The sequence below is a fragment of the Sutterella faecalis genome (assembly GCF_006337085.1).
Classification (GTDB): Bacteria; Pseudomonadota; Gammaproteobacteria; order Burkholderiales; family Burkholderiaceae_F; genus Sutterella; species Sutterella faecalis.
On record NZ_CP040882.1, the window covers coordinates 1,143,352 to 1,169,544 of the forward strand.

At 58.5% G+C, this 26,193-nt stretch carries 20 protein-coding genes and 1 pseudogene; 9 read left to right on the forward strand and 12 right to left on the reverse strand.

Features of this window, described 5'->3' with window-relative positions; all coding sequences use genetic code 11:
* Genes FG381_RS04525 through FG381_RS04535 form a run of 3 tightly spaced genes read right to left on the reverse strand, consistent with a single transcriptional unit; the run spans position 1 to position 4,022 of the window.
* The gene (locus FG381_RS04525) at positions 1-1,566 is read right to left on the reverse strand and encodes a flavocytochrome c (RefSeq protein ID WP_139687740.1); all 1,566 of its coding nucleotides are present in this window, start codon (positions 1,564-1,566) and stop codon (positions 1-3) included.
* A complete protein-coding gene (locus FG381_RS04530) occupies positions 1,563-2,198 on the reverse strand; it encodes a response regulator transcription factor (RefSeq protein WP_139687741.1) in 636 nt (211 codons plus the stop codon). The genes FG381_RS04525 and FG381_RS04530 overlap by 4 nt, the downstream gene beginning before the upstream one ends.
* Positions 2,199-2,219: 21 nt before the next feature.
* Entirely contained in the window at positions 2,220-4,022 is a 1,803-nt protein-coding gene (locus FG381_RS04535) for a sensor histidine kinase (RefSeq protein ID WP_165697831.1), read from the reverse strand.
* A 367-nt stretch (positions 4,023-4,389) separates the two neighbouring features.
* On the opposite strand from FG381_RS04535, the pseudogene FG381_RS04540 reads away from it, so the two are divergent.
* Both FG381_RS04540 and FG381_RS04545 read left to right on the forward strand, forming a co-directional pair.
* Positions 4,390-5,916, forward strand: a pseudogene (locus tag FG381_RS04540) (flavocytochrome c).
* A gap of 104 nt (positions 5,917-6,020) precedes the next feature.
* Positions 6,021-6,353: a cytochrome c3 family protein gene (locus tag FG381_RS04545; protein ID WP_139687743.1), complete on the forward strand. Its 333-nt coding sequence runs from the start codon at positions 6,021-6,023 to the stop codon at positions 6,351-6,353.
* 140 nt (positions 6,354-6,493) lie between these two features.
* Here FG381_RS04545 and FG381_RS04550 read toward each other — a convergent pair whose 3' ends face one another.
* Both FG381_RS04550 and FG381_RS04555 read right to left on the reverse strand, forming a co-directional pair.
* Positions 6,494-8,110 (reverse strand): transposase, encoded by a 1,617-nt coding sequence (locus tag FG381_RS04550; RefSeq protein ID WP_139687744.1) that lies wholly within the window; start codon positions 8,108-8,110, stop codon positions 6,494-6,496.
* Between the two features lie 215 nt (positions 8,111-8,325).
* On the reverse strand, positions 8,326-9,435 hold the full coding sequence (locus FG381_RS04555) for an MFS transporter (protein ID WP_139687745.1): 1,110 nt from the start codon (positions 9,433-9,435) through the stop codon (positions 8,326-8,328).
* Between the two features lie 266 nt (positions 9,436-9,701).
* On the opposite strand from FG381_RS04555, the gene FG381_RS04560 reads away from it, so the two are divergent.
* Positions 9,702-11,069, forward strand: coding sequence for an IS110 family RNA-guided transposase (locus FG381_RS04560; RefSeq protein WP_139687746.1), 1,368 nt, complete (start codon positions 9,702-9,704; stop codon positions 11,067-11,069).
* Positions 11,070-11,351: 282 nt separating this feature from the next.
* A complete protein-coding gene (locus FG381_RS04565; RefSeq protein ID WP_139687046.1) occupies positions 11,352-12,719 on the forward strand; it encodes an IS110 family RNA-guided transposase in 1,368 nt (455 codons plus the stop codon).
* On the opposite strand, the gene FG381_RS12570 is transcribed toward FG381_RS04565, so the two are convergent.
* Positions 12,696-12,986: an MFS transporter gene (locus FG381_RS12570; RefSeq protein WP_165697832.1), complete on the reverse strand. Its 291-nt coding sequence runs from the start codon at positions 12,984-12,986 to the stop codon at positions 12,696-12,698. The genes FG381_RS04565 and FG381_RS12570 overlap by 24 nt on opposite strands.
* A 134-nt stretch (positions 12,987-13,120) precedes the next feature.
* Here FG381_RS12570 and FG381_RS04570 point away from each other — a divergent pair, with 134 nt between their 5' ends.
* The gene (locus FG381_RS04570) at positions 13,121-13,711 is read left to right on the forward strand and encodes a TetR/AcrR family transcriptional regulator (protein WP_165697833.1); all 591 of its coding nucleotides are present in this window, start codon (positions 13,121-13,123) and stop codon (positions 13,709-13,711) included.
* Positions 13,712-13,720: 9 nt separating this feature from the next.
* Here FG381_RS04570 and FG381_RS04575 read toward each other — a convergent pair whose 3' ends face one another.
* Complete coding sequence (locus tag FG381_RS04575) at positions 13,721-14,485, reverse strand: sulfite exporter TauE/SafE family protein (protein ID WP_139687748.1); 765 nt, start codon at positions 14,483-14,485, stop codon at positions 13,721-13,723.
* Positions 14,486-14,546: 61 nt separating this feature from the next.
* The gene (locus tag FG381_RS04580) at positions 14,547-15,980 is read right to left on the reverse strand and encodes an aldehyde dehydrogenase family protein (protein WP_139687749.1); all 1,434 of its coding nucleotides are present in this window, start codon (positions 15,978-15,980) and stop codon (positions 14,547-14,549) included.
* Between the two features lie 321 nt (positions 15,981-16,301).
* Here FG381_RS04580 and FG381_RS04585 point away from each other — a divergent pair, with 321 nt between their 5' ends.
* The 3 genes from FG381_RS04585 to gsiB (FG381_RS04595) all read left to right on the forward strand — a co-directional run bounded on the left by FG381_RS04585 (position 16,302) and on the right by gsiB (FG381_RS04595) (position 20,940).
* A complete protein-coding gene (locus tag FG381_RS04585) occupies positions 16,302-17,456 on the forward strand; it encodes a M20 family metallopeptidase (protein ID WP_139687750.1) in 1,155 nt (384 codons plus the stop codon).
* Positions 17,457-17,655: 199 nt separating this feature from the next.
* Positions 17,656-19,191 carry a glutathione ABC transporter substrate-binding protein GsiB gene (gene gsiB / locus FG381_RS04590; protein ID WP_139687751.1) on the forward strand — a complete coding sequence of 512 codons (1,536 nt, stop codon included), beginning with the start codon at positions 17,656-17,658 and terminating at the stop codon, positions 19,189-19,191.
* Positions 19,192-19,401: 210 nt separating this feature from the next.
* Positions 19,402-20,940, forward strand: coding sequence for a glutathione ABC transporter substrate-binding protein GsiB (gene gsiB, locus FG381_RS04595; RefSeq protein WP_139687752.1), 1,539 nt, complete (start codon positions 19,402-19,404; stop codon positions 20,938-20,940).
* A gap of 116 nt (positions 20,941-21,056) precedes the next feature.
* On the opposite strand, the gene FG381_RS04600 is transcribed toward gsiB (FG381_RS04595), so the two are convergent.
* The 4 genes from FG381_RS04600 to FG381_RS04615 all read right to left on the reverse strand — a co-directional run bounded on the left by FG381_RS04600 (position 21,057) and on the right by FG381_RS04615 (position 24,087).
* Positions 21,057-21,947 (reverse strand): MFS transporter, encoded by an 891-nt coding sequence (locus FG381_RS04600; protein ID WP_165697834.1) that lies wholly within the window; start codon positions 21,945-21,947, stop codon positions 21,057-21,059.
* Positions 21,904-22,341, reverse strand: a complete 438-nt coding sequence (locus FG381_RS12850) for an MFS transporter (protein ID WP_165697835.1) — start codon at positions 22,339-22,341, stop codon at positions 21,904-21,906. Before FG381_RS12850 ends, FG381_RS04600 begins: the two co-directional genes overlap by 44 nt.
* Positions 22,342-22,563: 222 nt before the next feature.
* Positions 22,564-23,616: a proline racemase family protein gene (locus FG381_RS04610; protein ID WP_139687755.1), complete on the reverse strand. Its 1,053-nt coding sequence runs from the start codon at positions 23,614-23,616 to the stop codon at positions 22,564-22,566.
* Between the two features lie 84 nt (positions 23,617-23,700).
* Positions 23,701-24,087, reverse strand: coding sequence for a RidA family protein (locus FG381_RS04615; protein ID WP_139687756.1), 387 nt, complete (start codon positions 24,085-24,087; stop codon positions 23,701-23,703).
* Between the two features lie 540 nt (positions 24,088-24,627).
* Here FG381_RS04615 and FG381_RS04620 point away from each other — a divergent pair.
* On the forward strand, positions 24,628-26,154 hold the full coding sequence (locus FG381_RS04620) for a BCCT family transporter (protein WP_165697836.1): 1,527 nt from the start codon (positions 24,628-24,630) through the stop codon (positions 26,152-26,154).
* Positions 26,155-26,193 lie beyond the last annotated feature (39 nt).

A 26,193-nucleotide genomic window follows, 5' to 3' on the forward strand; every position in this document is an offset into this window, starting at 1 on the left:
TCAAAGGAGCGCCGACGCTTCGGTCTGGTCCTTCTCGTGCTTTGCAGCTTCGCGGCCGGCAATGCGGCCGAAGACGAGCGCATCGAGAAGCCCGCAGGAGCCGAGGTACCCTACGCCGTGAAGTCCTCCGGTGATTTCGCCGGCGGCGTAGAGATGCGGAATCGGCCGGTCGTTTTCAACCGAGAGGACGCGCGCCCTCAGGTCGATCGCGATGCCGCCCGAGCAGCTCAAGACCTTGGCCGTAAGAGGCGCCGCATACCAGGGCGCTTCGCCCATGGGCTCTGCGCCCTTCTCGATGCGTCTTCCCATGCGATCATAGGGGTCGCCCCTCTGAACCGCTTGCGAATAAGCCTCAATTTCCTGCCTTAAGCTCTCAAGCGGCATTTCAAGCTCGTCGGCAAGGCTCTCGAGCGTATCGAACTCCGTCACGTATCCGCGGGCGACGAGCGTCTTCACGTCTTCTTCAGTGAAGATCCCGGACCGGGGATGGCGCACGGCCCGGGCGTCGGCGATCGCAATCAGGTCCTTTTCCTCGCGAAGGGCGTCGAACACGGCGTTCGTGCGGTCAGCTGCGCTCCCCATTTCGTTGGTGAAGCGCCGCCCTGTATTTCTTTCGACCCAGATCCCCTGCGCCCCCGCGCAGTAGCGGGTGAACTGCCAGCATGATCCCCAGCCTTTTTCGTCGGGGTTTGCATCCGGAATGCAGGAAATGTACTGAAGGTGAATGATCCAGGCGCCGATTTTCGCCGCGGCGCGGAGCACCTCCGAGGTGCTCCCGGGCTGGGTCGTCGTGCCGACGCGCTCCGACAGCCTGGGATTGCAGAATTCCCGGAAGTCGATGTCGGCGCCGAAGCCGCCCGCCGCAAGAACAACCCCGAAGCGGGCGCGAAAGCGCATGAGCGCTCCGGACCGGACATTCCTCGCGAGAACGCCGAGCACGACGCCCTTAGGGTTCGTAATGATGCGCTCCACGCGCATCCCGGCCTCGAACCGGGCGCCGAGCGCCCGCGCACGCTCGTAGAGCGGAATGATGAGCCCGGCGCCGCTTCCGCTCCCGATGACGGCCGCTCTCGCAACACTCGCCTCAATCTCTTTTTCGAGATGATCGGGCTTCCAGCTGACGCCGAGCTCCTCTTCGGTCCATTGGTAGGTTTCGAGGGCCTTCTCCGCCATCAGCCGGACGCGGCCCGGGTGCCCGCAGTAGCTTTCCTTCAGCATGTCTGCGGCAAAGAGGTCCGGCGAATCGTGGATGCCGAGCTTTTCCTGCACGGGCGTCCCCGGCACCGACATGAGACCCTGCGAAATGCCGGAATTGCCGCCGATGCTTCCCATCTTTTCGAGCACGATGACGCTCCTGCCTGCCTTTCTCGCTTCAACCGCGGCGGCAAGGCCGGCCGCGCCCGAGCCAACGATCACGACGTCGGCAGCCGTTTCGGGAAGACCGGGGAGATTTTCCGGGAAGCTCCCGAAGCCGATTTCTGGAGAGGGGAGCCTGGCACCGGCCTCTCCGAAGGTGAGGAATGGCAGCAGCGAGGCCCCGGCAAGAATTTTTCTGCGCCGCATCATTTTTCCTCCCGGAGGATCCGCTTCACGCTCCTCACGGCCTGAGCGATTCCGGAGGCGCCCTTGACGCCGAGTTTTCTGCAGACCTCTCCGCGATGCACCTGCACGGTCTTTACCGAAATGCCGCCCAGGCGCTCGCCCACCTCACGGTTGAGAAGCCCCTCGGCAATGAGTTCGGCCACCTCGCGCTCGCGGTCCGTCAAGCTCTGCCAGCGCGCAATCTCTTCGCCCGGGTTCTTTGAGGGTGCGCTCGAGCGCTCCACCGCGCTCACGATCGCTTCCATCAGACGCACGCGGTCCGCCGTCTTCTGAATGAAGGCGGCGGCTCCCCGCCGCATCGTGTCGACCGCCATATCGAGGTCGCCATGTGCGGAGAGGAAAACAATCGGGAGCGTCATGCCGCGGCGGTTCATTTCCTCCTGAAGCTCGAGCCCCGTCATGCCGTCCATCTGAACGTCGAGCAGCAGGCACCCCGGGCGCGAGGGCGAATCTTCCCGCAGGAACGCCTCGGCGCTCGGATACATCGCGCATTCAAAGCCTTCCTGCCTCAGCATGAAGGCAAGCGACTCGCGCATGCGCTCCTCGTCGTCGACAATGCGGATGAGGGGCGGCTCAATGGTTTGAAAAGCATTCATCTTCTTCTTTCCTCTCCCTCATCAGGGATTCGTCACGTCTTTCGAATGCATGACCGGAAGCACCACTACTGCCGTGATGCCGTCGCCATCTGAGCGCTCGAAGGAGAGCCTTCCGACGCAGTTTTCAGCGAGCGTGCGGACGATGGAAAGGCCGAGCCCGAGGCCTCCGGGCTTCGTCGACTTGAGGAGGCGCTTCCCGAGCGCGTCAAAGGCATCGTCCGAAATCCTCGGACCGTTGTCCGTGACATGGAGTTCCAGCGTCTCCTCAGACGCCGCGCTCCCCGGGATGCGGAGCAATTCCACGAAGACGAGCGGATCCTCAACATTCTTTGCGGCATCGACCGCATTGGCAAGCAGGTTGATGATGATGAGCTCAAGGTCGAGGGGGTCGATCCAGACCACTCCCCGGTCGATTCGGCCGAGCGCAATCCGCGCGAGCCTGCCGCGGCGGGTCGCTCGGAACTGCGTCACCGCATCATGAAGGGCGTCGGAAAACTCAACCTCGCGCCTTTCGGACCGTCCCTGACTGTAGCTCCGCACGCGGTCGATAATGGCTGCCGCCCGTCCGGCCTCGTCGTTGATTGATTCGACGGCTTTTGAAACCCCGTCGAGCGTTTCCGGCTCATCCTCGATCATGCGGATGGTGCCGCGCGAAAGATTCTGGATGACGGCAAGAGGCTGCTTCATCTCATGCGCAACGATGGAGGAAATCTGTCCGACTGCGCCCGCACGCTGGAGCTGATCGAGGCGCTCCGTCATCTCCCGGGCATGGCGTTCGGCCGCCTGCTGCCCGGCATGAACGCGCTCGAGTTCCTCCGTTCTTCTTCTCACGAGCATTTCGAGAATCGCGCTGTGCGCGAGGAGCCCGAGAAGCGCTACAAAAGCCACCAGGATGAAGGGCCGGTACTCGTTCCAGACGCGCGAAAGCGTCCATTCGCGCAGATATGCATAGGCGCCGATCCGGAGCGTCTTCATGAGATCCGTGTAGCTCGACGTGTTGGTCGAGACCGTCCAGAACTGTCCCCAGGCATTGGTGGGTTTTGTGAGAAGCACCGCCGTTACCGCTCGCGCAGCATCCTGGGAAAGCGTTTCCGTCGCTGCCACCGTCCATCCCGGATAGAGCGCCGTCGAATGACGGCAGGCGAGCCCGTCATCGCGCTTTGCATCGAGCACGCGGATTTCCGCTTCAAAGGTGCGGTTTCCGGCCTTCCAGAGATCTTCCAGAAAGCATCCGCGGAGGATGCCTGCATCCGCGCGTCCCGAGAGAACGTGCGAGAGCACTTCCTTCATGCGAAGCCTCGGCACCGTCTGAATGCTGCCGAAAAAATCATCCGGATCAGCATTCAGACGCACCACCTCGCGCTTCACTTCGAGAATGCCCGGAGAAGGCTCGTCGACGACCGCCGCAACACGCTTACCTTCGAGATCCTTGAGCGTCTTCAGGTCCTCCCGGTCGCGCCGCACGATGACGGCGGCTCCGAGCGACCGGCTCGAGTCGGGCGCCGCGTCCGACACGATGCTTGCGAGCTCGTGAAGCGAATTGGGTGCGCTGAAGGCAAGGAATGCGGCAGGCGCCACCACGAGGTCGACATTCTTTTCGGCCACCGACTTTTCAAGCGTCTCAGCCGAAAGAAAGTGCACGGTGAAGCGGTACTCGGGAAGCCGCCAGGCGAGGTAGCGGATCGATTCGTCCACAAAGGCGCCGTCGTACCAAGGGGGCGAATAGGCGAGAAATCCCACGCGCACTTCTGAAGCCCCGGCAGGATGTTCCGTCGTCCCGGAGAGCGCCTTCCCCGAGGGAAGAGAAAACGTGGCGCGGCTCATGGCGTCCGGTCCGTCTTGAAGCGCGGCAGGCGCTCCTTCCGCGCCGGCAGAAAGAGAGGTGGATAGAAGAAGCAGGATGCAGAGCATCCTGAGAGGTTTGGGTCTCATCCGCATGATGAGGAAAGTCTAGCCGCCTCAGCTGAGGCTTTTGAAGATCTCTTTTTCCGCGCATGAAGCCAAAGCGCTCCGAAGTGAATTCCCTTCGACCTTAAGCAAATCTCCTAGGAGGTCCCCGGACGCAGAATGCGTTTCGTGATCAGAGGAAATTGAAAGCGTGATGCAAATCACGCGGACATCCTCCGGAAACAAATATCAAGAGTTGTCCGACAAAAAGGACGACCGATCTCTTTAAAGGAGAGAAAGAAAAATGACTGAAATGAATCGTCGTACGCTTCTCAAGGGTTCCGTCGCGATGGGCGCCGCTGCGCTCTTCGGCTCTGAAGCGGCTCACGCCGCCGGCGCTGTTGCGCTCCCCAAGAAGTGGGACGAAACCACCGAAGTGCTCATCATCGGTTCGGGCTTTGCGGGTCTTGCCGCCGCCATTGAAGCGAAGAAGGCGGGCGCCAAGGTCGAGGTCCTCGAAAAGATGGCCATGCCCGGCGGCAACTCCATCATCAACGGCGGCATTCTGACGGCGACCGGCTGCCCGCAGTAGCTTAAGCACGGCATTAAGGATTCGCCCGAGCTCCTCGCGCACGACATGCTCGTTGCCGGCCTCTATCTGAATGAGCCCGAAAAGGTGAAGCTCGTCGCCAACTCCGCGCTCTCCAACTACGAATGGACAGTGAAGGAACTCGGCGTCGAATACAACCAGGATGCGATTGGTCAGGAAGGCGGCCACAGCGTTCCGCGCTACGTCTTCACCAAGAACGGTTCGGGTTCGGGCATTGTCTCGAAGGAACTCGAATACCTCGAAAAGCTCGGCGTCAAGGTCCGCACCCGCGTCTATGTGAAGCACCTCTTCCGCGACGCCTCGGGCCGCGTTCTCGGCGCTGAAGTTCAGGAAGGCTACCGCTTCCCGAAGGCTGAATCCGGCAAGACCAAGTTCATCCGCGCCACGAAGGCAGTCGTTCTCTGCTACGGCGGCTTCTCGCGCGACGTTGAATACCGCATGATGCAGGATCCGAAGCTCACCGCGAAGCTCGACAGCACGAACCAGCCGGGCGCCACTTCGGAACTCTGGCGCGAAACGAGCCGCATCGGCTGCGCTCAGATTCAGAACGACTGGATTCAGTGCACGCCGTGGAACAACCCCAAGGAAAAGGGCATGGGCATCGGCTGGACTTTCTCGCAGTCCGCTGCTGCTGAATACGGCCTCTGGGTTTCGACTTCCGGCAAGCGCTTCGTGAACGAACTCGCCAACCGCAAGGTCCGCGCCGACGCCATCATGGTTGAGCAGACGAACGGCTTCCGCGCCGTCTCGATCTGCACGAAGGCCAACACCAAGGCCTTTGAGGACGCTCGTCCGGGCATGCTCGCAAAGCTCCTTGAGCAGGGCATTGTGAAGGAATACAAGTCCCTCGCCGACATCGCCGCCGACTACAAGATGCCTGCCGACGTGCTCGCGAAGACGGTTGACGACTTCAACAAGGCCGTAAAGGCGAAGAACGATCCGGAATTCGGCCGCTACATCAACAACGAGCAGGTTCCTCTTACGGAAGGCCCGTGGTACGCGAGCGAAATGAGCCCGAAGGTTCACCACTGCATGGGCGGCCTCGTCACCAACCTCAAGTGCCAGGTGATCGACATTTCCGACGGCAAGCCCGTTCCCGGCCTCTATGCTGCTGGTGAAGCGACTGGCGGCGTGCACGGCGCCGTGCGTCTCGGCTCCTGCGCCATTCTCGACTGCCTCGTGAACGGCCGCATCGCCGGCAAGGAAGCTGCGAAGGCCTGATGAATCCACTTATTCTCTCCCGCGGGCAAAAGCCTCCGGGAGAGAATGAAGCGAATTTCCCCGCCGGGGCGGAAGGCCAATAAACCTTTCCGCCCCTTTTTCAAATGAAAAAGACCCTGATTCTTCTAGTCATGGCTTTGGCTGCGCTACCCTTCGCAGCCGATGCCAAGGGCTTTGCGGACTATCACACGGAGACGCTGAAGCTCCCGTGCACAACCTGCCACAAGACGCCCGACACGATGCCGACGACGGAGACCTGCACGGGATGCCACCCGACCGACAAGCTCGTCGAATCGACCAAGAATGTGAAGCCCACCAACCCGCACACGTCGCCTCACTACGGCGCAAAGCTCGACTGCGTCAACTGCCACGTGGGCCATGAGCCGAGCGAAAACTACTGCGCTCAGTGCCACAGCTTCGACTTCAAGGTGCCTTAACCTTCAAGCTCAGAAGTCTCAAGAAAGAGCCCGGATGCACTCCAAACGTGCGCCCGGGCTTTCCTTTTTCGGGAAATGCCGGACCGCCGGCGTCATGAACCCGGCTCCGAAAGCCTTCCGGAATACATTCGTTTCGGCGGTCAGGATGCGCCCCGGGCGGAGACCGAGCTTAGAACGGAGTCCCTAAACAACTCCCCTGTAAGAGGGAAGGTTTCCGACCAACCGACAGCTTTTCCATCCGTTCCGTTTATGGTTGACGAATGGCGGTCACTGTCGACACGGAAACATTTCGAACGCAGCTCCTCTGTCGTCAGAGCTTTCGGCTCGGGCGCAAACAACGGGTCTTTCGATCCGCTGCTCCTCGGCAGCTTGAGATGCTTAACATAACCCGCGTCCGTCAGGCCTCGTTTCAAGCCTTCAAGGTTGGTTTTCACTACCTCTGGGTTATGCGTCTGATTCTTCAAATCAGCAAAGTAGATCAGAATCGCGCTCATGATGTCGCGCTGGATCACCGTTGATTCGTCACCAAGGTACATCCAACGTTCTCCGAGCGCTTTCTTAACAAATTCATCCTTGTAAGGATCGTACTGGCTAGGCTTCAGGCGATAAGGGCTTACCTCCTCAACTGTCAAACCGGCTCTTTCAGCCTTGCTCTTCAATTTTTGGATAAAGCCGCTTGCCGCGCTGTTGTTGATGCTTCTGCCGAAATGACTTCTCTTAAAAGCCTCCCATGAGTTCTTCTCAATACGGATGTTGCCGGCGCATTCAAGGAGCAGATTGGCGAGCTCGCCGTGCTCGCACTTGCGTGTTCCGGCGACCTTGCGGTGCGCCTCACGAAGCTTCGTCAGACGCGCCTGATAGCCTTTGGAATACGCCAGGCTGACGCCGGGCTTGATCCGTCCCTTCTCATCAAAGGCGTTCGGATTCTTGGCCCGCAGGCTGCGGTCCATCGATCGCTGGATCCGGCGGATAGCCTTCTCGTTGACTTTTGCCTGAGGCGCAATCTGAACCTTTGCCTGAACTCGCGGGCAAAAGACTGCAAAAGCTTTAGGACCCGGATCAATCGCCATCCGCTCTGAGGCCGGGGCATAGGCGTGCTTTACCGGAGGCGTTCCTTCCAGAACCACCTGAAGATAAAAGCGCTTCACGCCCTTGATGTTCCTGCAGACGATGCGGTTGTATTTAATCCGCTTGAACTTCGTGCGCTCCTTGTCGGCGTACAGCGCCTCCAGGGCATACGTGTCCTCCGGATCAAGCATCACCTGATAGGTCTTGCGGCACCAGTCGAGCAGCATCTTTTCGGGCTTGAATTTCAGTCCCGTCGTATTGGTCTTGCCTTCGAGGCTGTGCAGACCGCGCTTGAAGGATTTGAAGCGTGGCCGGCCGCCCTGCTTGAACATATAGCGGGAAACGGCATTGAAAGCCTGCGTGGCAAGTTTCTGTGCCTCGCAAATCCCGAGCTCGCTCTTGCGCTTCGTTCCTTCCCGATGTCGGGCAATATCGGAATGAAAGTCGTATTCGGTCAGGCGATACTGTCGGTTCAGACGCCGGAACAGCTCATTTCTCTCTTTCCCCTTGCTCATTTCACACGCACAGCGCCACTCAGGATCCTGGCGCATCTGCGTCAGCCTCCCAAGTCCGCTGCCGAGCGTGGCGTTATAAAGCATGCGGCCGTATTCGAACTTTTTAGAAATCGTTCGACTTTGGCTGTCGTCAGCTTTAATCGGCAATTCAAGGATAAAGGTTTGAGTCGTCATGTTTCTATGATACAACATCAACCGAGTAGTTGCACGGATTCCTCCGGCCATTGAAATGACCGGCTTCCTCCGTGCGTTCTGTGATCCGGCCTAAACCTTGAGCGCATCTCTTTTCGGCAATTGTTTCCCTTTGTCTGAAATTTAGAATAAATAAATTATTATTTCAATGCAGCATTTTAAAGGACGGCTCCAGGAGAAGCGTCCTCCATGAATGGTTATTTCCTTTCCAGCACTTTTTGAGCCACCTCGCCTTGAGCTGCCGTCATGCGCTTCGCCAGAACCACCGGAAGCAGCATGAGGAGCGCGACGAGCCCGAAGGAAGCGGCGAGCCCCATCTCCTCGCCGATAAAGCCGAGCGTGGGCGGCCCTGCGAGAAAAGCCCCGTACCCCGCGCTCGAAAGAAGACTCATCCTGGCCGCCGGATCGCCCTCGCCCATCGCTGCGCCCGCCGAGAGCGCAACCGGGAAGCCGAGCGCAGCGCCCGCGGCCCAGAAGACGACGCCCAGCATGACGAAGAGCGGGGCCTTGAAGAAAATAATGATGAGGAGCCCGATGAGCGCAAGAATGGCGCTTCCCATGAGGACGCGCCGTCGCCCGAAGCGCGTAAGCCAGAAGGTTCCGGAGAACCGCACGGCGGCAAGGCCCGAGGCAAAGACCGCGAAGGCAAGCGCCGCGAAGCTCGTCGACGCGTTCATGGATTCGCGCAGAAGGATCGGAAGCCAGTCGTTGGCCGTCCCTTCGCAGAGAGCGACCACAAAGACCACGATGACGGCGGCAATGAGTCCGCCATTAAGTCTGAGCTTCGGCCTGAGCGCATCATCCTTTTTCGTTTTCTTCTCACCCGACGCCCGGACAAGCGCCTCCACCTCGGAAAGGCGCGTGGCAGAAAGAAGGAAAAGAAGCGCCATCAGCCCGATTGCAATCAGAAAGTGCGTCATGGGCGAAACCGCCAGATAAACGCACCCGAATCCGAAAAAGGAGCCGACGGCTTCGCCGAGGCTGAAGCACGCATGGAGCGTCGTGAGGACAGGCTTCCCGCGCCGCGCTTCAATCACGCCGGCAGCAACATTCATTGCGATGTCGAGGAATACGAACCCGAAGCCCACGAGCCCGAGTCCAATGGCCGCAACGACGCCGCCCGGCAAAGGCATCGGAAGCGCGAGTGGAAGCGCCGCGAGAAGGACGCCGAGAAGCACAAGGCCTTCTCCGAGGAGCGTCATCATCCGCGCCCCCGCCCGATGAATCAGAACCGGCGCAAAGATGAGAGACGGAATGGAACCAAGCGAAAGCCCGAGAAAATCGTGATGAGTAAAGGGCTTCCTCACCCTCTATCATGAAAGATGAGGAAGCCCTCGGCGCGCGACCTGTCTGCGTACGTTTTTTTGGTAACGTTTCTGACGCTTGCCGTCAAAAAATTGCAGCGGAACTTTCGCACCCTATATTGCTCTGTTCGCTGGCTTGAACGCTGGTGACTAGGCGTGTGGAAAAATGAGCGTAGCTTCCGGGTGGTTGCTGCGTCTACCTGTTTCTCCAACATCTTCGTGGTTGCCAGGGCTTCCTCGAACCCCAATCATTTCTTAATGGAGGGGCTATGAGTAAGTCTAACCGTACCGATACGCCATTGCGAGCTGCCCGTGCGCAGATCAGTAATCCCGAAATTACTGTTCACGCGATGTACCGCTCGGCAATAGGCATTGACGTTCATCTCAACCTACTCGTCTGCTGCCATCAGAAGCAGGTTGCAGGTCATCGTGAACAATCTGAGAGCCGGGATTTCAATACCGACCGCGCAAGCATCGATGCTTTCGCCGCCTGGTGCCGTGAATGCAATCCCGACATCATCCTTATGGAATCAACCGGGTCATTGTGGCAGAGCCCGTACGAAGCCCTCGAGAGAGCCGGCTTCACTTCTGAGCAGCTGGCTCTGATCAATGCCCGCGACGCCAAAGCGGCAGCCGGCCGCAAAACAGACCGCAAGGACGCATCACGTCTGGCGTCTCTTGCCCGAACGGGAAACTTCAAAAAATCCTTCGTGCCGGAGAAGGCCTTTCGTCTGCAGCGCGTCATTTCACGTGATCTGCAGAAGAACAGGAATGACATTTCCCGAACTTCCAATCGTTTCGGCAAGTCTCTGAATCTCACCGGATGCCGGCCTACAACGGTATTCAGCGACATCCGCGGAGGCAAAGCTGCCAGCCTCATCCTGATGGCCAAGCTCAGAGATGATCCGCACTTGTTTGATGTCATCAAGCAAAACAGCCGCCGGCTGCGGGCAAGCCCTGAACAGATCATGCAGGCGCTCGACTTCGAAATCGAGCCAATGATGAAGGAGCAGATTCTGGCGCTCCGGAAAAAGATCGATCAGCTCGAGGAGTACGACCGAAGCACTTTCGAAAGGCTCCGCCAGCTTCAGGCTCCCTACGAGAAGGACATCCAGCTGCTCATTACCATAACGGGAATTCAGGAACGCTCGGCCCGCATGATTTACGCCGAACTCTGTCCGGATTTGAAGGAGCATTTCCCGACGTCAGAGCAGTTCGCTTCCTGGCTCGGCATTTGCCCGGGGGACAACACATCTGCCGGCAAACAGAAAAGTGGAAAATGCCCGAAAGGGAACAAACACCTGAGGCGCACGCTGATTGAAGCCGCCAGAGGACTTGCGGTCGGCGGTACCGCTGCGCTGAAGGAAAAATTCCAGGTGCTCAAGATGCGGCGCGGCTACAGGCGTGCCATGGTCGCCTTCGCACACCTGCTTGCCCGCATCATTTATTCCGTTCTCACTCATCAGAAAGGCTTTGAGCCTTACTTGTCAACGGCGTTTCGGGACGCCTTGATTGAACGAGCGAAGAACGGCGTAAAGCAGTTGCTGAAACTCAAAGGTACGAAATACGTGATCGCTGACGGCCTGGTTGTGGAGACGAAAACGGGTGCGATCCTAGGCGCAGTCGTCAGCAGTTAGCGTAGCTTCAGCAGCCTGAGAAGCAGCAGATACCATGCTGGACGTTCTTGTGAGAACGCCCGCAGGGAAGGTCGCGCGCCGAGGGCTTCCTATCTTTCGTGGAAAATTGCAGCGGAACTTTCGCACCCTATATTGCTCTGTTCGCTGGCTTGAACGCTGGTGACTAGGCGTGTGGAAAAATGAGCGTAGCTTCCGGGTGGTTGCTGCGTCTACCTGTTTCTCCAACATCTTCGTGGTTGCCAGGGCTTCCTCGAACCCCAATCATTTCTTAATGGAGGGGCTATGAGTAAGTCTAACCGTACCGATACGCCATTGCGAGCTGCCCGTGCGCAGATCAGTAATCCCGAAATTACTGTTCACGCGATGTACCGCTCGGCAATAGGCATTGACGTTCATCTCAACCTACTCGTCTGCTGCCATCAGAAGCAGGTTGCAGGTCATCGTGAACAATCTGAGAGCCGGGATTTCAATACCGACCGCGCAAGCATCGATGCTTTCGCCGCCTGGTGCCGTGAATGCAATCCCGACATCATCCTTATGGAATCAACCGGGTCATTGTGGCAGAGCCCGTACGAAGCCCTCGAGAGAGCCGGCTTCACTTCTGAGCAGCTGGCTCTGATCAATGCCCGCGACGCCAAAGCGGCAGCCGGCCGCAAAACGGACCGCAAGGACGCATCACGTCTGGCGTCTCTTGCCCGAACGGGAAACTTCAAAAAATCCTTCGTGCCGGAGAAGGCCTTTCGTCTGCAGCGCGTCATTTCACGTGATCTGCAGAAGAACAGGAATGACATTTCCCGAACTTCCAATCGTTTCGGCAAGTCTCTGAATCTCACCGGATGCCGGCCTACAACGGTATTCAGCGACATCCGCGGAGGCAAAGCTGCCAGCCTCATCCTGATGGCCAAGCTCAGAGATGATCCGCACTTGTTTGATGTCATCAAGCAAAACAGCCGCCGGCTGCGGGCAAGCCCTGAGCAGATCATGCAGGCGCTCAACTTCGAAATCGAGCCGATGATGAAGGAGCAGATTCTGGCGCTCCGGAAAAAGATCGATCAGCTCGAGGAGTACGACCGAAGCACTTTCGAAAGGCTCCGCCAGCTGCAGGCTCCCTACGAGAAGGACATCCAGCTGCTCATTACCATAACGGGGATTCAGGAACGCTCGGCCCGCATGATTTACGCCGAACTCTGTGCGGATTTGAAGGACCACTTCCCCACGTCAGAGCAGTTTACTTCCTGGCTCGGCATTTGCCCGGGGGACAACACATCTGCCGGCAAACAGAAAAGTGGAAAATGCCCGAAAGGGAACAAACACCTGAGGCGCACGCTGATTGAAGCCGCCAGAGGACTTGTGGTCGGCGGTACCGCTGCGCTGAAGGAAAAATTCCAGGTGCTCAAGATGCGGCGCGGCTACAGGCGTGCCATGGTCGCCTTCGCACACCTGCTCGCACGCATCATTTATTCCGTTCTCACTCATCAGAAAGGCTTTGAGCCTTACCAGTCAACGGCGTTTCGGGACACCTTGATGGAACGAGCAAAGAACGGCGTAAAGCAGTTGCTGAAACTCAAAGGAACGAAATACGTGATCGCTGACGGCCTGGTTGTGGAGACGAAAACGGGTGCGATCCTAGGCGCAGTCGTCAGCAGTTAGCGTAGCTTCAGCAGCCTGAGAAGCAGCAGATACCATGCTGGACGTTCTTGTGAGAACGCCCGCAGGGAAGGTCGCGCGCCGAGGGCTTCCTATCTTTCGTGGAAAAACGAGGCCCATTTCTGCAATCGAGAGCCCGAGTCCCTCACGAATGGCGGGCGTTCGCGTGATCCATGTCGCCATCAGGAAGCCCCCCGCAAAGAAGGCGGCAAAGAGCGCTTCGCGCGCACCAAATACCCCAAAAGCGCCTTTTGCTGCTTTTCGGAACATGCGTTTACCTCCAGAATTTACATATGTACGTACCTAAAGCGAATCGCATTCTACCGGTTTTCATCGCGATATGCACGAGCGTACACTATGGGGAAATTTCTTCCATCCATTCCTTTTCGAAGCGCTCCTTCCTTATGCCCGCCGCATCTCCAGCTGACCACGCCGACAACGCGCCCGAACGCGCCGCCCGCCGCTACGATCCGGAGAGACGCCGCCGCATCATTGCTTCGGCGCTCGAGGTGATTGCGCGTCACGGCGTCGAGGGCGCTTCCATTCGCCTGGTGGCAAAGGAAGCCGACGTTCCGCTCGGCTCCATGACCTACCATTTCAGAGGACGCGAGGAGCTGCTCTACGAAGCCATGCAGAGCTTTATTGATGAGCTCTCGGCCCTCACATTCCCAAGGCTCGAGACGGCAAAAACCAGGGAGGAAGCGCTCGAGGTGCTCTCCGACTATCTCTGCTGGCCGGTCGACAAGCGCCTTCTGCTTCTCACGTACGAGCTCTATGCCTATGCGGCCAGAAATGAAGCCGTGAAGCCCCTCGTTGCGGAATTTCAGGAGAAGGTGCGCCTGGAACTCATGCGCTTTTTCCCGAAGCACGTGGCGAGCATTCTGAATGCCCTCGTTGACGGCGCCTGCATTCACCGCGCATACGACGAAGATCCGCCCGCGCGCGAGGAGTACCTTGAGGTGATCCGCAGGCTCGCCGGCCTCTCGCCGCACTAAGGAGAAAAATCAGGCGAGGAGCTCCCAGGCGGTCTTGAAGAAGAGAATCGAGAGGACGACCGCAATAATGGGGCGCACGATCTTCGTGCCGTTCCTGAGGACCAGCCCCGCGCCGATGTAGTGTCCGGCAATCGAAAAGCATCCGGCAATGAGGCCGAGCGCCCATATCACCTCGCCCGAAAGCGCGAAGGTCGCAAAGGCGGCGAGGTTGCTCGAGAGGTTGACGGCCTTCATCTGGCCTGAAGCTTCCCGCACGCCCATACGCGCAAGGATCGTGTAGGAAAGGAGCATGAAGGTGCCCGCGCCCGGCCCGTAGAAGCCGTCGTAGGCGCCGCAGAGAAGCGACATGGCAGCCACGATGGCGAGGCGCTTCTTCTTATCCATCTCCTCGCCTTCGGCGGGAATCGACGATTTCCTGAAGACGACGACGGCGGCAAAGGGCAGGAGCACGATGAGGATGTAGCGGAAGACTTCCTCGGGCACAAGCAGCGCAATCCGCGCGCCGACGGCGCTCCCGATGAAGGCGCAGAAGACCGCGGGAAGCGCTTCTCTCACTTTAAGGAACCCCGCCCGCCAGAGGCGGAAGGTCGAAACGCTCGTTCCGATCATGCTCGCGAGCTTATTGCTCCCCAATGCCATATGCGCGGGAACGCCCGCAATGAGGAAGGCAGGAAGCGTAATCAGCCCGCCGCCTCCGGCGATGGCGTCAACGAGGCCCCCGAGAAAGACGAGCGGGCAGACGATGAGGAGCGTCGTGAAAAAATCGAATTCCATTTTGCCTTGAGCCGAAGCGGACTCGCTCAAAAGAAAAATGGAGCGCCGTCTTCAGAGCAGATTAAAACGTCGAATGGTCGAAGACGGCCTTAAGCTCAGTAAATTCCTCGAGCCCGTAGATTCCGCCCTCCCGGCCGATGCCGCTCGCCCCGAAACCTCCGAAAGGAGCGGCGAGGTCGCGCGCGGCATCGTTAATGTACACGTTTCCGCTCCGGATTCTCCGGGCAAACTCGAGCGCCTCTTGCTTGGGTCCAAATACGGCACCGCAAAGTCCGTAGGGCGTGCCGTTGGCGATCTCCTCCGCTTCGTCGAGCGTGCGGTAGGTCATGACGGAAAGGACGGGTCCGAAAATCTCTTCCTGAGCAATCTTCATCTCCGGTCTGACGTTGACGAAGACGGTCGGGTTGATGAAGTAGCCTTCCTTTTCTCCGGGGTCCTGCGGCATTTCGCCCGCAATCATTTCCGCACCTTCGGCCAGTCCCGATTCGATGTAGCGCTTCACGCGCCGGAATTGATTGAGCGATACAACCGGTCCCACCCGGGTCGAAAGATCCTGCGGGTCGCCGACGGGATAATCCTTGAGCGCTTCCACGAGAAGCGTCTTCGTCTCTTCGAGCATTTCCTCTGGAACAAGAAGTCTCGAGAGCGCCGTGCAGGTCTGCCCGGCATTGAGAAGAAGCGAATCGAAGAGCTTCTTCGCGGCCGGCCGGTAGTCGGGCATGCCGGGGAGCCACACGCAGGGCGATTTGCCGCCAAGTTCAAGCGCAATGCGCTTGAGGTCCCGGGCAGCAATCGAGCCGATCCGGCGGCCTACTTTGGTCGAGCCCGTAAAGGACACCATGTCGACACCGGAGTGCGCCACCAACGCCTCGCCCACCGTTTCGCCCCGTCCCTGAACGAGATTGAAGACGCCCGGAGGGAGCCCTGCCTCACGGAAGGATTCTGCAAGCAGCGTTGCCGTCAGGGGAGTGAGTTCGCTCGGCTTCAGCGCTACCGTGCAGCCCATCAGAATGGCCGGCACCGCCTTCTGAATGATTTGCCCCAGGGGATAGTTCCAGGGCGTGATGGCAGCCACAACGCCAACGGGTTCGCGCGTCACGAGGGAAGCCGGAAAATGCTCCTCCAGCTTCATTTTTCTCGCGGCATCAATAAAGGCAGCCGTGCGGCGCATCTGGTAGTCGCAGTGCTTCTTTCTCGCAAAGGCGGCCGGGGCGCCGAGTTCGGCGATTTCGAGGGCAACAATCTCCTCGGTCATGCCGCGAAAGATTTCAAGCATCCGCTCCATCAGGCGGATGCGCGTCTCGAGCGTCGTTTTCGACCAGGCCGGAAAAGCCTTTCGCGCGGCTCTCACCGCACGATCGACATCTTCCGCCGTTCCGTCCGGAACGCGTGCAATCACCGAGCGGTCGGCCGGATTCTCAACCGGAATAAAAGCCTCGCCCGAAGACTTCACCCATTCTCCGTCGATCAGCTGGCATTCGAAAAATTCGCGCATGACTTCTTTCTGCTCTTTCTGGCTCAAAACGAATTCCGGGTTCCCTGAAGGGAAAGGGTCCTGGCGCAAGGCCTCCCGCGGAACTCTACCGGGCGAAGTTTACTTTCGGGCCCTGGGAAATGCTTCGACGGAAATATCATGAAAAGCTCAAGTCCTTATCAAGAGCAGGAAGAAGCGTCGCGATCAACCCGCACCGCACCGGCATTTCGAGTCGCTTCCCTGACAGAAGAACGAAGAAGCTACGCCGTTCTGCAGAGGAAAGAGAAGAAGCCTTTCGGTAGTCTTGAATGAACTCCTTTCTTCTTTTTGGGAACCTTCCACATGACTCAAGAGAACGTTCTTTCCCGCGCCGTTGAATTCGCGCAGACGCTCGTGCGCGTGCCTTCCGTTTCCGGAACGCCCGCCACGCACGACGTGATCAAGGCGGTCGAAGAGATTCTTCGCAACAACAGCCGCTCGACCTCGCGCATCGCCGCAGAGGCGACCGGCGCTCCGGTGCTTCTCGCGCACTGCGGCTCTGACGACCCCGCGGCGCCTTCCCTCATGCTTTCGGGCCACATCGACGTCGTGCCCCCTGCCGGCATGACGGATCCCTGGTCGGCGGAAATCAGGGACGGGCGCCTTCTCGGGCGCGGCTCGACCGACATGAAGGGCGGAGCCGCCGCCGCGATCGCCGCATTCTGCGAAGCATCAAAGCAGGATCTGAAGGGAAGCCTCTGGCTCATTCTCTCCACCGATGAAGAGACGGACGTTAAGGGCGTCAAGGCCGCGCTCGAGGAGCCCGGCGCACCTCGTCCGGATCTTGCGATCATTGCTGAACCCACCGAACTCACGATCCGGAACGAACACCGCGGCGACGCCTGGGTGCGGGTCGACTTCAAAGGCAGGAGCGCTCACTCGTCGCGCCCGCATCTGGGCGTCAACGCCATTGAAGCTGCGGCGCTCTTCATCGTCCGCGCAAGAAAGCGCCTCCCCGAAATGCAGAAGGAAGGCCCCGGGATCGGTCTGCAGACGACCTCGATCGACATGGTCTCAGGAGGCGCCGCGCCCAATGTGGTGCCCGCAAACGCCTCGGTCACGATCGACTTCCGCTACCAGGGCGAGGAAAGCGGCAGGATCCAGGAGGAAAGAATCCTTCGCGTTGTAGAGGAACTGAGAAAGGACCCGGACTTCCCGCCCGTTGAGGTTTCGACCACGATCACGGGCGACTGGCCCGCACTCTCCTCGTCGCTCGAAAACCCTGTCGCTCAGCAGGCCATTGCCGCCATTGAGGCGTCTCTCGGACACAAGGTCGAGGTGACCCCGATGTCGGGCTGGGGCGAAGGCGGCTACATGCACGCTTTTGGGATCCCGGCCTTCTATTTCGGCCCGGGCGAAGGAAAGCTCGCGCATACGCCGCAGGAATCCTCGCCGGTCTGGCATATCGAAAAGGCTGCTGAGGCAATCTACCGAGCCGTGATGGCGCACTGCGCATGACTTTCGTGCGCTCCCGCGCCTTAATTTGGTGCATCATGGAAGCGCCGGGAGCGCACGCCTCATCCTCTTCTATGGCTTTCTGGAAGTGTTTTCCTGGCACGGCGTTTGCTCATTCCCTAAGCACAAACCTCCACCGGCGCCTACCCCATCCAAGCCGGCGAATCTTTACTTGAACGGAGACCCGTTCCGGAGTTCAAAAATGAAACTGACCCATGCTGCCATGGCGCTTGCCCTCTCGAGCGCACTCGCCGGACTTGCCGCCCAGCCCGCTGCCGCGAAGGAAGCGACCATTGCCGTTGCCTCCACCTTCACGACAATGGATCCCTACGACGCAAGCGACACGCTTTCCTACAGCGCCGCAAAGTCCATGTATGAAGGTCTTTTCGGCTTCGACAAGGACATGAAGCTCCAGAACGTTCTTGCCGAAGGCTACAAGGTGAGCGACGACGGCCTCGTCTACACCGTCACGCTTAAGAAAGGCATCAAATTCCATGACGGCACGGAATTTCAGGCCGATGCCGTCAAGGCGAACTTCGACCGCGTGACGAATAAAGCCAACGCCCTTCGCCGCTATACGCTCTACTACAACATTGCGAAAACGGAAGTCGTCGACCCCTACACGGTCCGCTTTACGCTCCACAAGCCCTTCTCGGCCTTCATCAATCAGCTCGCCCACGCCTCGGGCGCGATGATCTGCCCGAGCGCCATTCAGAAGTACCCGGGCAAGGAACTCGCCTTCCATCCGTGCGGCACGGGCCCCTTCGTTCTTGACAAATACAACCCGTCGGAAATTCTCCACGTCGTCAAGAACCCCAACTACTGGCAGAAGGGACTCCCCAAGGTTGACGGCATCACCTTCAAGCCCGTTCCAGAAAACTCCACCCGCGTCGCGATGCTGCGTACGGGCGAAGCCGACTACATCTTCCCCGTGCCTCCGGAACAGGTGAAGATTCTTGAGGGCGAAAAGAACATCGTCGTCACGAAGGAGCCTTCGATCATCGAGCGCTACGTCGCCTTCAACATGACGAAGAAGCCCTTCGACAACCTGAAGGTCCGTCAGGCCCTCAACTATGCCGTCAACAAGCAGGCGCTCGCCAAGGTCGCCTTCAACGGCCTCGCCGACCCGACGAAGGGCATTGCGCCGAAGGGCGTTGAATTCGCCGACGAATACGGCGCCTGGCCCTATGACCCGAAGAAGGCCCGCGAACTCCTGAAGGAAGCCGGGTACCCGAACGGATTCTCGGCTACCCTCTGGTCGCTCTACAACCATACGACCGCTCAGAAGGTCATTCAGTTCCTGCAGCAGCAGTTCGCTCAGGTGGGCGTCAAGGTTTCCGTGATGGCAATGGAAGCAGGTCAACGAACCGCTTATCTGCTCAAGAAGCCCGAGGAATCCCAGCTCAACATGGTCTATGGCGGCTGGTCCTCGTCCACGGGCGAACTCGACTGGGCCATTCGTCCGCTTCTCGGCACCGATTCCTGGGCGCCGGTTGCGAGCAACTTCGGCTACTACTCGAATAAGACGCTCGACGACAACTTCCGCGATGCGCTCCTCACGACCGACAAGGCAAAGAAGCAGGCCTTCTATTCCGTCGCTCAGAAGGCGACCTGGAACGACTGCCCGTGGATCTACCTCGTCACCGAGCAGAATGTTTCCGCTCACGTGAAGGGACTTTCGGGCTTCTACATTCAGCCCGATGCCGGGTTTGAATATTCCCAGATCGAGTTCAAGTAATCGGCATCATCTCTCATCCGCCCGCTCAGGAGAACGGTGAGGCAACCATCGGCGGCAGGCTTCCCGGAGCCCGCCGCCATTTTCTTTTCTGGCACCGGGTTTGCTTCTTTAAAGAAAGGAAACAACGAAAAACCGGAAACTCAGGAAGCCATCCCCTCGGGACCTGCAGTCATCCGGCTCCCTCAGAAGCATTCATACGGGATAGAACAAATGAAAACCATGCACGCCTCTCTTCTCGCATTTGCCGTCGCCGGCATCCTGACCTCGGGCGCGAGCTCCGCTCTTATGGCGAAGGAAATCACGGTCGGCATCGCCTCGACCTTCACGACGATGGACCCGTACGATGCGGGCGATACGCTCTCGCAGACGGCCGCCAAATCCATGTATGAAGGCCTCTTTGGTCTCGACAAGGACATGAAGATCAGAAACGTCCTAGCCGAAAGCTATGACGTGAGCTCGGACGGCCTCGTCTACACGATCCATCTTAGAAAAGGCGTCATGTTCCACGACGGCACGGAATTTCAGGCCGATGCCGTGAAGGCGAATTTCGACCGCGTGACGAATAAGGAGAATGCCCTTCGCCGCTATTCCCTCTACAACAACATCGCGAAAACGGAAGTAGTTGACCCGTACACCGCGAGAATTACGCTCAAGAAACCTTTCTCCGCCTTCATCAACCAGCTCGCTCACCCGGCGGGCGTCATGATCTGCCCGAAGGCGCTTGCCGCCTATCCGGGCAAGCAGATCGCCTTCCACCCCTGCGGGACCGGCCCTTATACGGTGAAGGAATACAACCCGTCGGAAATCCTTCACGTCGTCAAGAACCCCAACTACTGGCAGAAGGGGCTCCCCAAGCTCGACGGCATCACCTTCAAGCCCGTCCCTGAAAATTCCACGCGCGTCGCGATGCTGCGCACCGGCGAAGCGCAGTTCATCTTCCCCGTGCCTCCGGAACAGGTGAAGTCCCTTGAGGGCGAATCCGGGATCGAGGTCACCGTTTCACCCTCGATCATCGAGCGCTACATCGCCTTCAACACCAAGATGAAGCCCTTCGACAATCCGAAGGTGCGTCTGGCGCTCAACTATGCCGTCAACAAGCAGGCGCTCTGCAAAGTGGCCTTCAACGGCCTTGCGGTCCCTGCGACGGGCCTCGCGCCCGAGGGCGTCGACTATGCGAAGCAGTTTGAAGCGATTCCCTATGATCCCAAGAAAGCGCGCGAGCTTCTGAAGGAAGCGGGCTACCCGAACGGCTTCACCGCCACCCTCTGGTCGCTCTACAACCATACGACCGCGCAGAAGGTCATTCAGTTCCTGCAGCAGCAGTTCGCTCAGGTAGGCGTCAAGGTTTCCATCATGGCGATGGAATCGGGCCAGAGAACGACCTATCTCCTCAAGAAACCCGAGGAAGCGAAGCTCAACATGCTCTACACGGGCTGGTCATCTTCGACGGGCGAACTCGACTGGGCCGTGCGTCCGCTTCTTGCGACGGAATCCTGGGCGCCTATCGCCGGGAACTACGGCTTCTATTCGAACGCCGTGCTCGACAGGAACTTCTCGGAGGCGCTTCGTACGACGGACCGCGCGAAGAAGACCGAGCTCTACGACGCCGCGCAGAAGGCCGTCTGGGATGAAATGCCCTGGATCCCGCTCGTGGCAGAAAAGAACGTCTCCGCAAAAGTGAAGGGCCTCACGGGCTTTTACGTGCAGCTCGACGCGGGCTTTGACTACCTTGAGGCCGAACTCAAGTAGTTCAGAGAAAACTACCGGCATTTCCCAAATAGCAAGGAGGCGGCTCCTGCAGCATGACGCAGGAACCGCCTCCTCTTTTCTTTTGAACGGATGCGCTGAGGTTCATCCCGGGAACGCTAGCCTTTTGCGGCAAGCGCGCCGGCTCTGGCCTCGGGCGGCAGATACTCATCCCTCTTCTTTTCCACAATGAACCAGAGGAGAAGCATGACGACGCTCGAGAAAAGCATGACGAGGCAGTATTTCCAGGCTTCCCCCATTACAAGAGGCACGAGGACCGCGGAAGAAATCCCGAAGGCGCCTGTAAGCGATACCTGCTGCACGGAAGCGGCGAGCCCGCGGTTCTTCGGGAAATAGTCGAGATTCATCACGTTGATCGCCGGACGAATCGCGGCCGCTGCGAGGTTGTAAAGCAGCGGCGGAAGAAGCAGGAGCGGGAAAGTCAGGGGATGAACCCATTCGACCAGAGCGCCGGAAAATCCCGAGAGAATCAAAAGCGAAATGCCGCCGAAAATCAGCTTTCTTGTCCCGAATTTTTCCATGAGGGAAGGCCCCATCCAGGCGCCCAGCATTGAGACGCCGACAATCGGCACCATCAGGAGCCCGAACTGATCGACCCGAAGCTTCATCACGTGAATCACGAAGTCGGCGGCGCCCGCGGAATAGACGATGAGTCCCATGAAGCAGAACCCATGCGCGAGAACCCCTGCAACGAAAGCGGGGTTGCGGAGCACCTTCCCGTAATTCATGAGGGTGGAGGCCGGTCGGAAGGAGGTGCGGCGATCTTCCGGCAATGTCTCCCGGAGAAAGATGATCACAATGAGGGCAAGCAGAGCGCCGAAGAATGCGAGAAACGCGAAGACGAAGCGCCAGCCGAAAAGGACAGTCAGTTCGCCCCCGACAATCGGAGCCATGCAGGGACCAACGCCGAAAAGAATTGCAATGAGGGCGAGAATCTTTGCGGCTTCAACCCCCTGCCAGCGGTCGCGCACAATGGCCTGAGAAATCACCGGTCCCGCGGACGCGCACAATGGCCTGAGAAATCACCGGTCCCGCGGACGCGCAGAGCCCCATCAGAAAACGCCAGCCGTACAGCACCTCAATGGAAGTTGAGAACATGCACCCGATTGAAGCGAGCGCAAAAATAAGTGTTGCGGCAATCAGTACCCGACGTCGTCCAAAAGCATCGGAAAGCGCGCCAATCAGAAGCGATGCACAGGCAAAAGCGAGGAGATAAAGCGAAAGCGACTGCTGCACCGCAATGGCGGAGACGCCGAAATCGCGCTCAATATCCCCGAAGGCCGGCACGTAGGTGTTGGCGGCAAAGGGACCAAGCGTCGCAACCGCGGCGAGCAGCATGCCGTCCGTGAGCTTTGGAGGGCTCTTCAGATCTGATTGGGTCATGGGGAAATGCATTCAGAGGCGCCGGGCGAAAGAAAGATTTTCCCGGCCAACCTCAGATTGTGCATTGCGATTCATAGCCCGTCATGAGCTCAGGGAAAGAATCATCGCCTCGGCGAGCTGCGCCCCGAAAAAAAAAGGACTGACAAGCGTCAGTCCCAAGAGGAAAAAACTCTCCGTACGGCCCGGCGTACTCAAAACGCCGGACCGCCTTAATGGCTGCTATCAAGCCCAGATGTCGCCGATGACAAAGCCCTCCGTCAGGGGATCGGTCGGATCGAGGACCAGGTTGTTGTATCCGTAGATCCAGGATTGACCGCCCACCGTCGGGACCACTGCGTTGTAGTCGCCGACCTTCACCTCTTCAACGAGTTCGCCCGTGTAGACGATGCCGAGGAGGCCTTCATGACGGAACTTCTCGCCGATCTTGAGCTGGCCCTTGGCGTAAAGGGTCGCCATCTTGGCGCAGGTGCCGGTGCCGCAGGGGCAGCGGTCGAGCGCACCGATCCAGGTCGACGGATTGTCGAAGTCAACGGCACCGCTCGCAACCGTCACCGCATTCTTCCAGTCGGCATTCGGATTCGTGGTCGGGCCGGAAAGCTGGGAAATCGTAATGCCGACATCCGGATAGTCCGGGTGATGAACCGGGAGCTGATCCTGAGCTGCGCGGAGAATGAGCGAGGAAACTCGGGTGATTTCACGCCCCATTTCAGGCTTGAGCTCAAGGCCCTTGAACTGACGAACGTCGGCAATCACGTACCACATGCCGCCCCAGGCAACGTCGACCTTGACCTTGCCGAGATGCGGAACATCGATTTCCTTGTCGATGTAGGCTGCAAAGGCAGGGACGTTCTTGAAGGTAACCTGCGTCACCTTGCCGTTGTGGCACTCCGCGCGGATGCCGATCAGACCGGCCGGGGCTTCGAGCATGAATTCCGTCACCGGCTCCTGCATCGGGATCATGCCGGTCTCAAGCAGAACAGTGGCAACAGAGATCGTATTGCCGCCGGACATCAGCGGATATTCGACCTGCTCCATGATGATGTAGCCCGCCTTCGCCTTCGGATTCTTCGTCGGGACGATGATGTTGCAGCAAAGGGGCGGATAGCCGCGCGGTTCGCGCAGAAGGAACTTGCGCAGCGCATCATCGTGCTCGCGCAGATAGCACATCTGTTCGTAGGCCGAGTCGCCCTTGAGCGGCGGAACGCCGCCCGTCACGACGCGCATCGGTTCTCCCGAGTGGGTTTCAACACAGTTGATCACTCGCTTGAAGCTCATAATGTTCTCCTTTTGAGAATTTTGAGGGAATTCACCCCGTCACCTCCTCTGCGGATGAGCCACCCGAAGAGGATGAAGAAAAAATCAATCCGCGGCAAAAGCCATGACCGACGCTTCGAGAACCGCGCCTGCGGGAAGCCCCTTCACTTCTGCACAGAAGCGGGCCGGCTTGTGGGTGCCGAAAAATTCCGCATAGGCAGCATTCATGGCAGGGAAATCCTTGAGATCCGTGACGTAGATGTCGACCCGCGCGATCGTGTCCTTGCTGCCGCCCGCATCTTCCACAATCGCAGTGAGATTGCTCAAAACCTGCCTCATGGCTTCTGCCGGTTCCTTCACGAGCGCCCCCGTTTCCGGCACCAGGGGGATTTGTCCCGAAGTGATGATCAGATTTCCGGACCTCACGCCCTGTACGTAGTGACCGAGCGCCTTAGGCGCCGCCGGGGATGCTGCAATGCTGAATTTCGTCATTTTCTTGCGTTCCGTATAACGGTACGTTGTACCGTTTTCTTAAAATCAGATTAGCGCCGGGCAGTGAAAATTTGATATAGGTATTTACCCTTGATGCGGTTTCTCAGGCAGGTTATTTGCCCGCTGAGCAATATTTAATTATTTTGTTTTTCCTGTATTTTATTGCCTATATTCCCAATGAGGACACGTCCTTGCCAGTACTTCGTTGGCGGATCGAGCCCCCGGAAGCCTCCTCACCGCCTCATCCGCTCTGATGACCGGGATTCTCCGCGCCTTCGGGACCAAAGTTGCGGCCAATCCGAATAATTAATGCGAAATAACCATTGTTTTTATGGGTATTTAATAAACTCACACCTGTTGAGTGGAATGCATCCCTAGTAAGCACTGCATTGCAAACATGCCTCATCCGATTTGACTAAATCGATATAAATACCTTTGAATCTATTTTTCTGCGGGGTAACCCTTATTGAGAGGGTCGCCTTCAACGCATAAGATTTATTTCGGTATTTGAAACCACAATGCGGTACACAAATGAAAGCCATGCAACAACAACAGAAAACGGAAGTGCGCTGGGGGGCCCTGGTGCCCGCCTGCGCCATCACTACAGGCTTCATTGCGCTCGGCTTCACGAGCGAAGAAACGCTCGGCGATTCGCTGAGGACCGCTCTCGAATGGGTTTCCTCCTATTTCGGCGCCTTCTTTCTCCTCTTTTCGCTCCTCATCATTCTGGTGACCCTCGGGATCAGCTTCACGCGCTTCGGCGACATTCGTCTCGGCGGCGAAAATGCCCGGCCCGACTTTTCCCGAACGACATGGTTCGTCGTGGCATTGAACGGCTGCATCGGCACGGGCATTCTTTTCTGGGCGATGGGCGAACCCATCTTTCATTTTGCGATGCCTCCCGCCGGCGCCCAAGCGGCTCCCTTCAGCCGCGAGGCAGCGATCTTTGCCGTTTCCCAGACGATGATTCACTGGACGGTAGGCCAATACGCCATGTATTCGCTCTCCGGACTCGTCATCGGCATTCTGGCCTACAACTTCGGCCGCCACCTTTCCATTACATCGTTTCTGAATGGCCTTCTTCCGCCAAAGCTCTACCGCTTCGTCGCAACAATCATTCACGCCACTTCGCTCTGCTGCATCGCAGGCGCCGTCAGCTGCTCCCTCGGCGTGGGTCTCCTTCAGATCGCATCGGGGCTCGAACACCTGGAACTCTTCAATTCAAGCGCATCTTCCTGGCTTCTGATTGATCTCGTGCTGGGCGGCGTATTCCTCACTTCGTCGCTTCTCGGCATCCACCGGGGATTAAGCTGGATTTCCCGCATCTGCACGGCAATCTTCATCTTTCTCATGCTCTGGGTGCTCGCGCTCGGCCCCACGCGCTTCATTGCCGATCTGGGCGTTTCCTCTTTCGGCATGTTCCTCAACGACTTCATTGAGCATTCGCTGATTCTGCCGGTCATGGTTCCCGGAGAGACGTGGTCGCGCGACTGGAACATTCAGTTCACTGCATCCTTCTTTGTCTACGCACCTGTGCTCGGCCTCTTCCTCGCGCGCCTCGCCCGCGGACGCACCGTTCGGGAATTCATCTGGATGAACATCGTGGCGCCCTCTGCCTTCTGCATTCTCTGGATCGCGGTCTGGGCCGGCATGGCAATCGAAACGCAATGGAGCGGAACCCTCGACATCTGGGCTTACGTGAACGAGCACGGAATGGAAAGCACCATCTTCTCACTATTCACGCTGCTCCCGGGGAGCCGGTTCCTCACCATCATCTTCTGCTGCGCAGTCTTCTTCTCTCTTGCCACGATGTGCGACGCGATTACCGGCACCATGGCGATCTGCTCTTCGAAAAATCTTTCGGTTGACGATCATCCGCCGCGCTCGCTCAAGATTTTCTGGGGCTGCGCCATCACGACAAGCGCTTATATCCTCATCGTCTCGGGCGGCATCGTGTCAGTGAGAAGCCTCTTTTCGATCATCGGCATTCCGACTGCGACGCTCCTCATGCTCTACATGTGGTTCCTGCTCACCCGCAGCACGCGTCTTTTCGCCAGACATTTCTAAACCAAACTCCATCCCTTTTCACCCTCCAAGGAGAAGCAA

Bases quoted from the DNA above. Each gene is read 5' to 3' on its own strand.
- FG381_RS04525 (WP_139687740.1), bottom strand. From the start codon at position 1,566: ATGATGCGGCGCAGAAAAATTCTTGCCGGGGCCTCGCTGCTGCCATTC.
- FG381_RS04530 (WP_139687741.1), bottom strand. From the start codon at position 2,198: ATGAATGCTTTTCAAACCATTGAGCCGCCCCTCATCCGCATTGTCGAC.
- FG381_RS04535 (WP_165697831.1), bottom strand. From the start codon at position 4,022: ATGAGCCGCGCCACGTTTTCTCTTCCCTCGGGGAAGGCGCTCTCCGGG.
- FG381_RS04545 (WP_139687743.1), top strand. From the start codon at position 6,021: ATGAAAAAGACCCTGATTCTTCTAGTCATGGCTTTGGCTGCGCTACCC.
- FG381_RS04550 (WP_139687744.1), bottom strand. From the start codon at position 8,110: ATGACGACTCAAACCTTTATCCTTGAATTGCCGATTAAAGCTGACGAC.
- FG381_RS04560 (WP_139687746.1), top strand. From the start codon at position 9,702: ATGAGTAAGTCTAACCGTACCGATACGCCATTGCGAGCTGCCCGTGCG.
- FG381_RS04565 (WP_139687046.1), top strand. From the start codon at position 11,352: ATGAGTAAGTCTAACCGTACCGATACGCCATTGCGAGCTGCCCGTGCG.
- FG381_RS12570 (WP_165697832.1), bottom strand. From the start codon at position 12,986: ATGTTCCGAAAAGCAGCAAAAGGCGCTTTTGGGGTATTTGGTGCGCGC.
- FG381_RS04570 (WP_165697833.1), top strand. From the start codon at position 13,121: ATGCCCGCCGCATCTCCAGCTGACCACGCCGACAACGCGCCCGAACGC.
- FG381_RS04575 (WP_139687748.1), bottom strand. From the start codon at position 14,485: ATGGAATTCGATTTTTTCACGACGCTCCTCATCGTCTGCCCGCTCGTC.
- FG381_RS04580 (WP_139687749.1), bottom strand. From the start codon at position 15,980: ATGCGCGAATTTTTCGAATGCCAGCTGATCGACGGAGAATGGGTGAAG.
- FG381_RS04585 (WP_139687750.1), top strand. From the start codon at position 16,302: ATGACTCAAGAGAACGTTCTTTCCCGCGCCGTTGAATTCGCGCAGACG.
- gsiB (WP_139687751.1), top strand. From the start codon at position 17,656: ATGAAACTGACCCATGCTGCCATGGCGCTTGCCCTCTCGAGCGCACTC.
- gsiB (WP_139687752.1), top strand. From the start codon at position 19,402: ATGAAAACCATGCACGCCTCTCTTCTCGCATTTGCCGTCGCCGGCATC.
- FG381_RS12850 (WP_165697835.1), bottom strand. From the start codon at position 22,341: ATGACCCAATCAGATCTGAAGAGCCCTCCAAAGCTCACGGACGGCATG.
- FG381_RS04610 (WP_139687755.1), bottom strand. From the start codon at position 23,616: ATGAGCTTCAAGCGAGTGATCAACTGTGTTGAAACCCACTCGGGAGAA.
- FG381_RS04615 (WP_139687756.1), bottom strand. From the start codon at position 24,087: ATGACGAAATTCAGCATTGCAGCATCCCCGGCGGCGCCTAAGGCGCTC.
- FG381_RS04620 (WP_165697836.1), top strand. From the start codon at position 24,628: ATGCAACAACAACAGAAAACGGAAGTGCGCTGGGGGGCCCTGGTGCCC.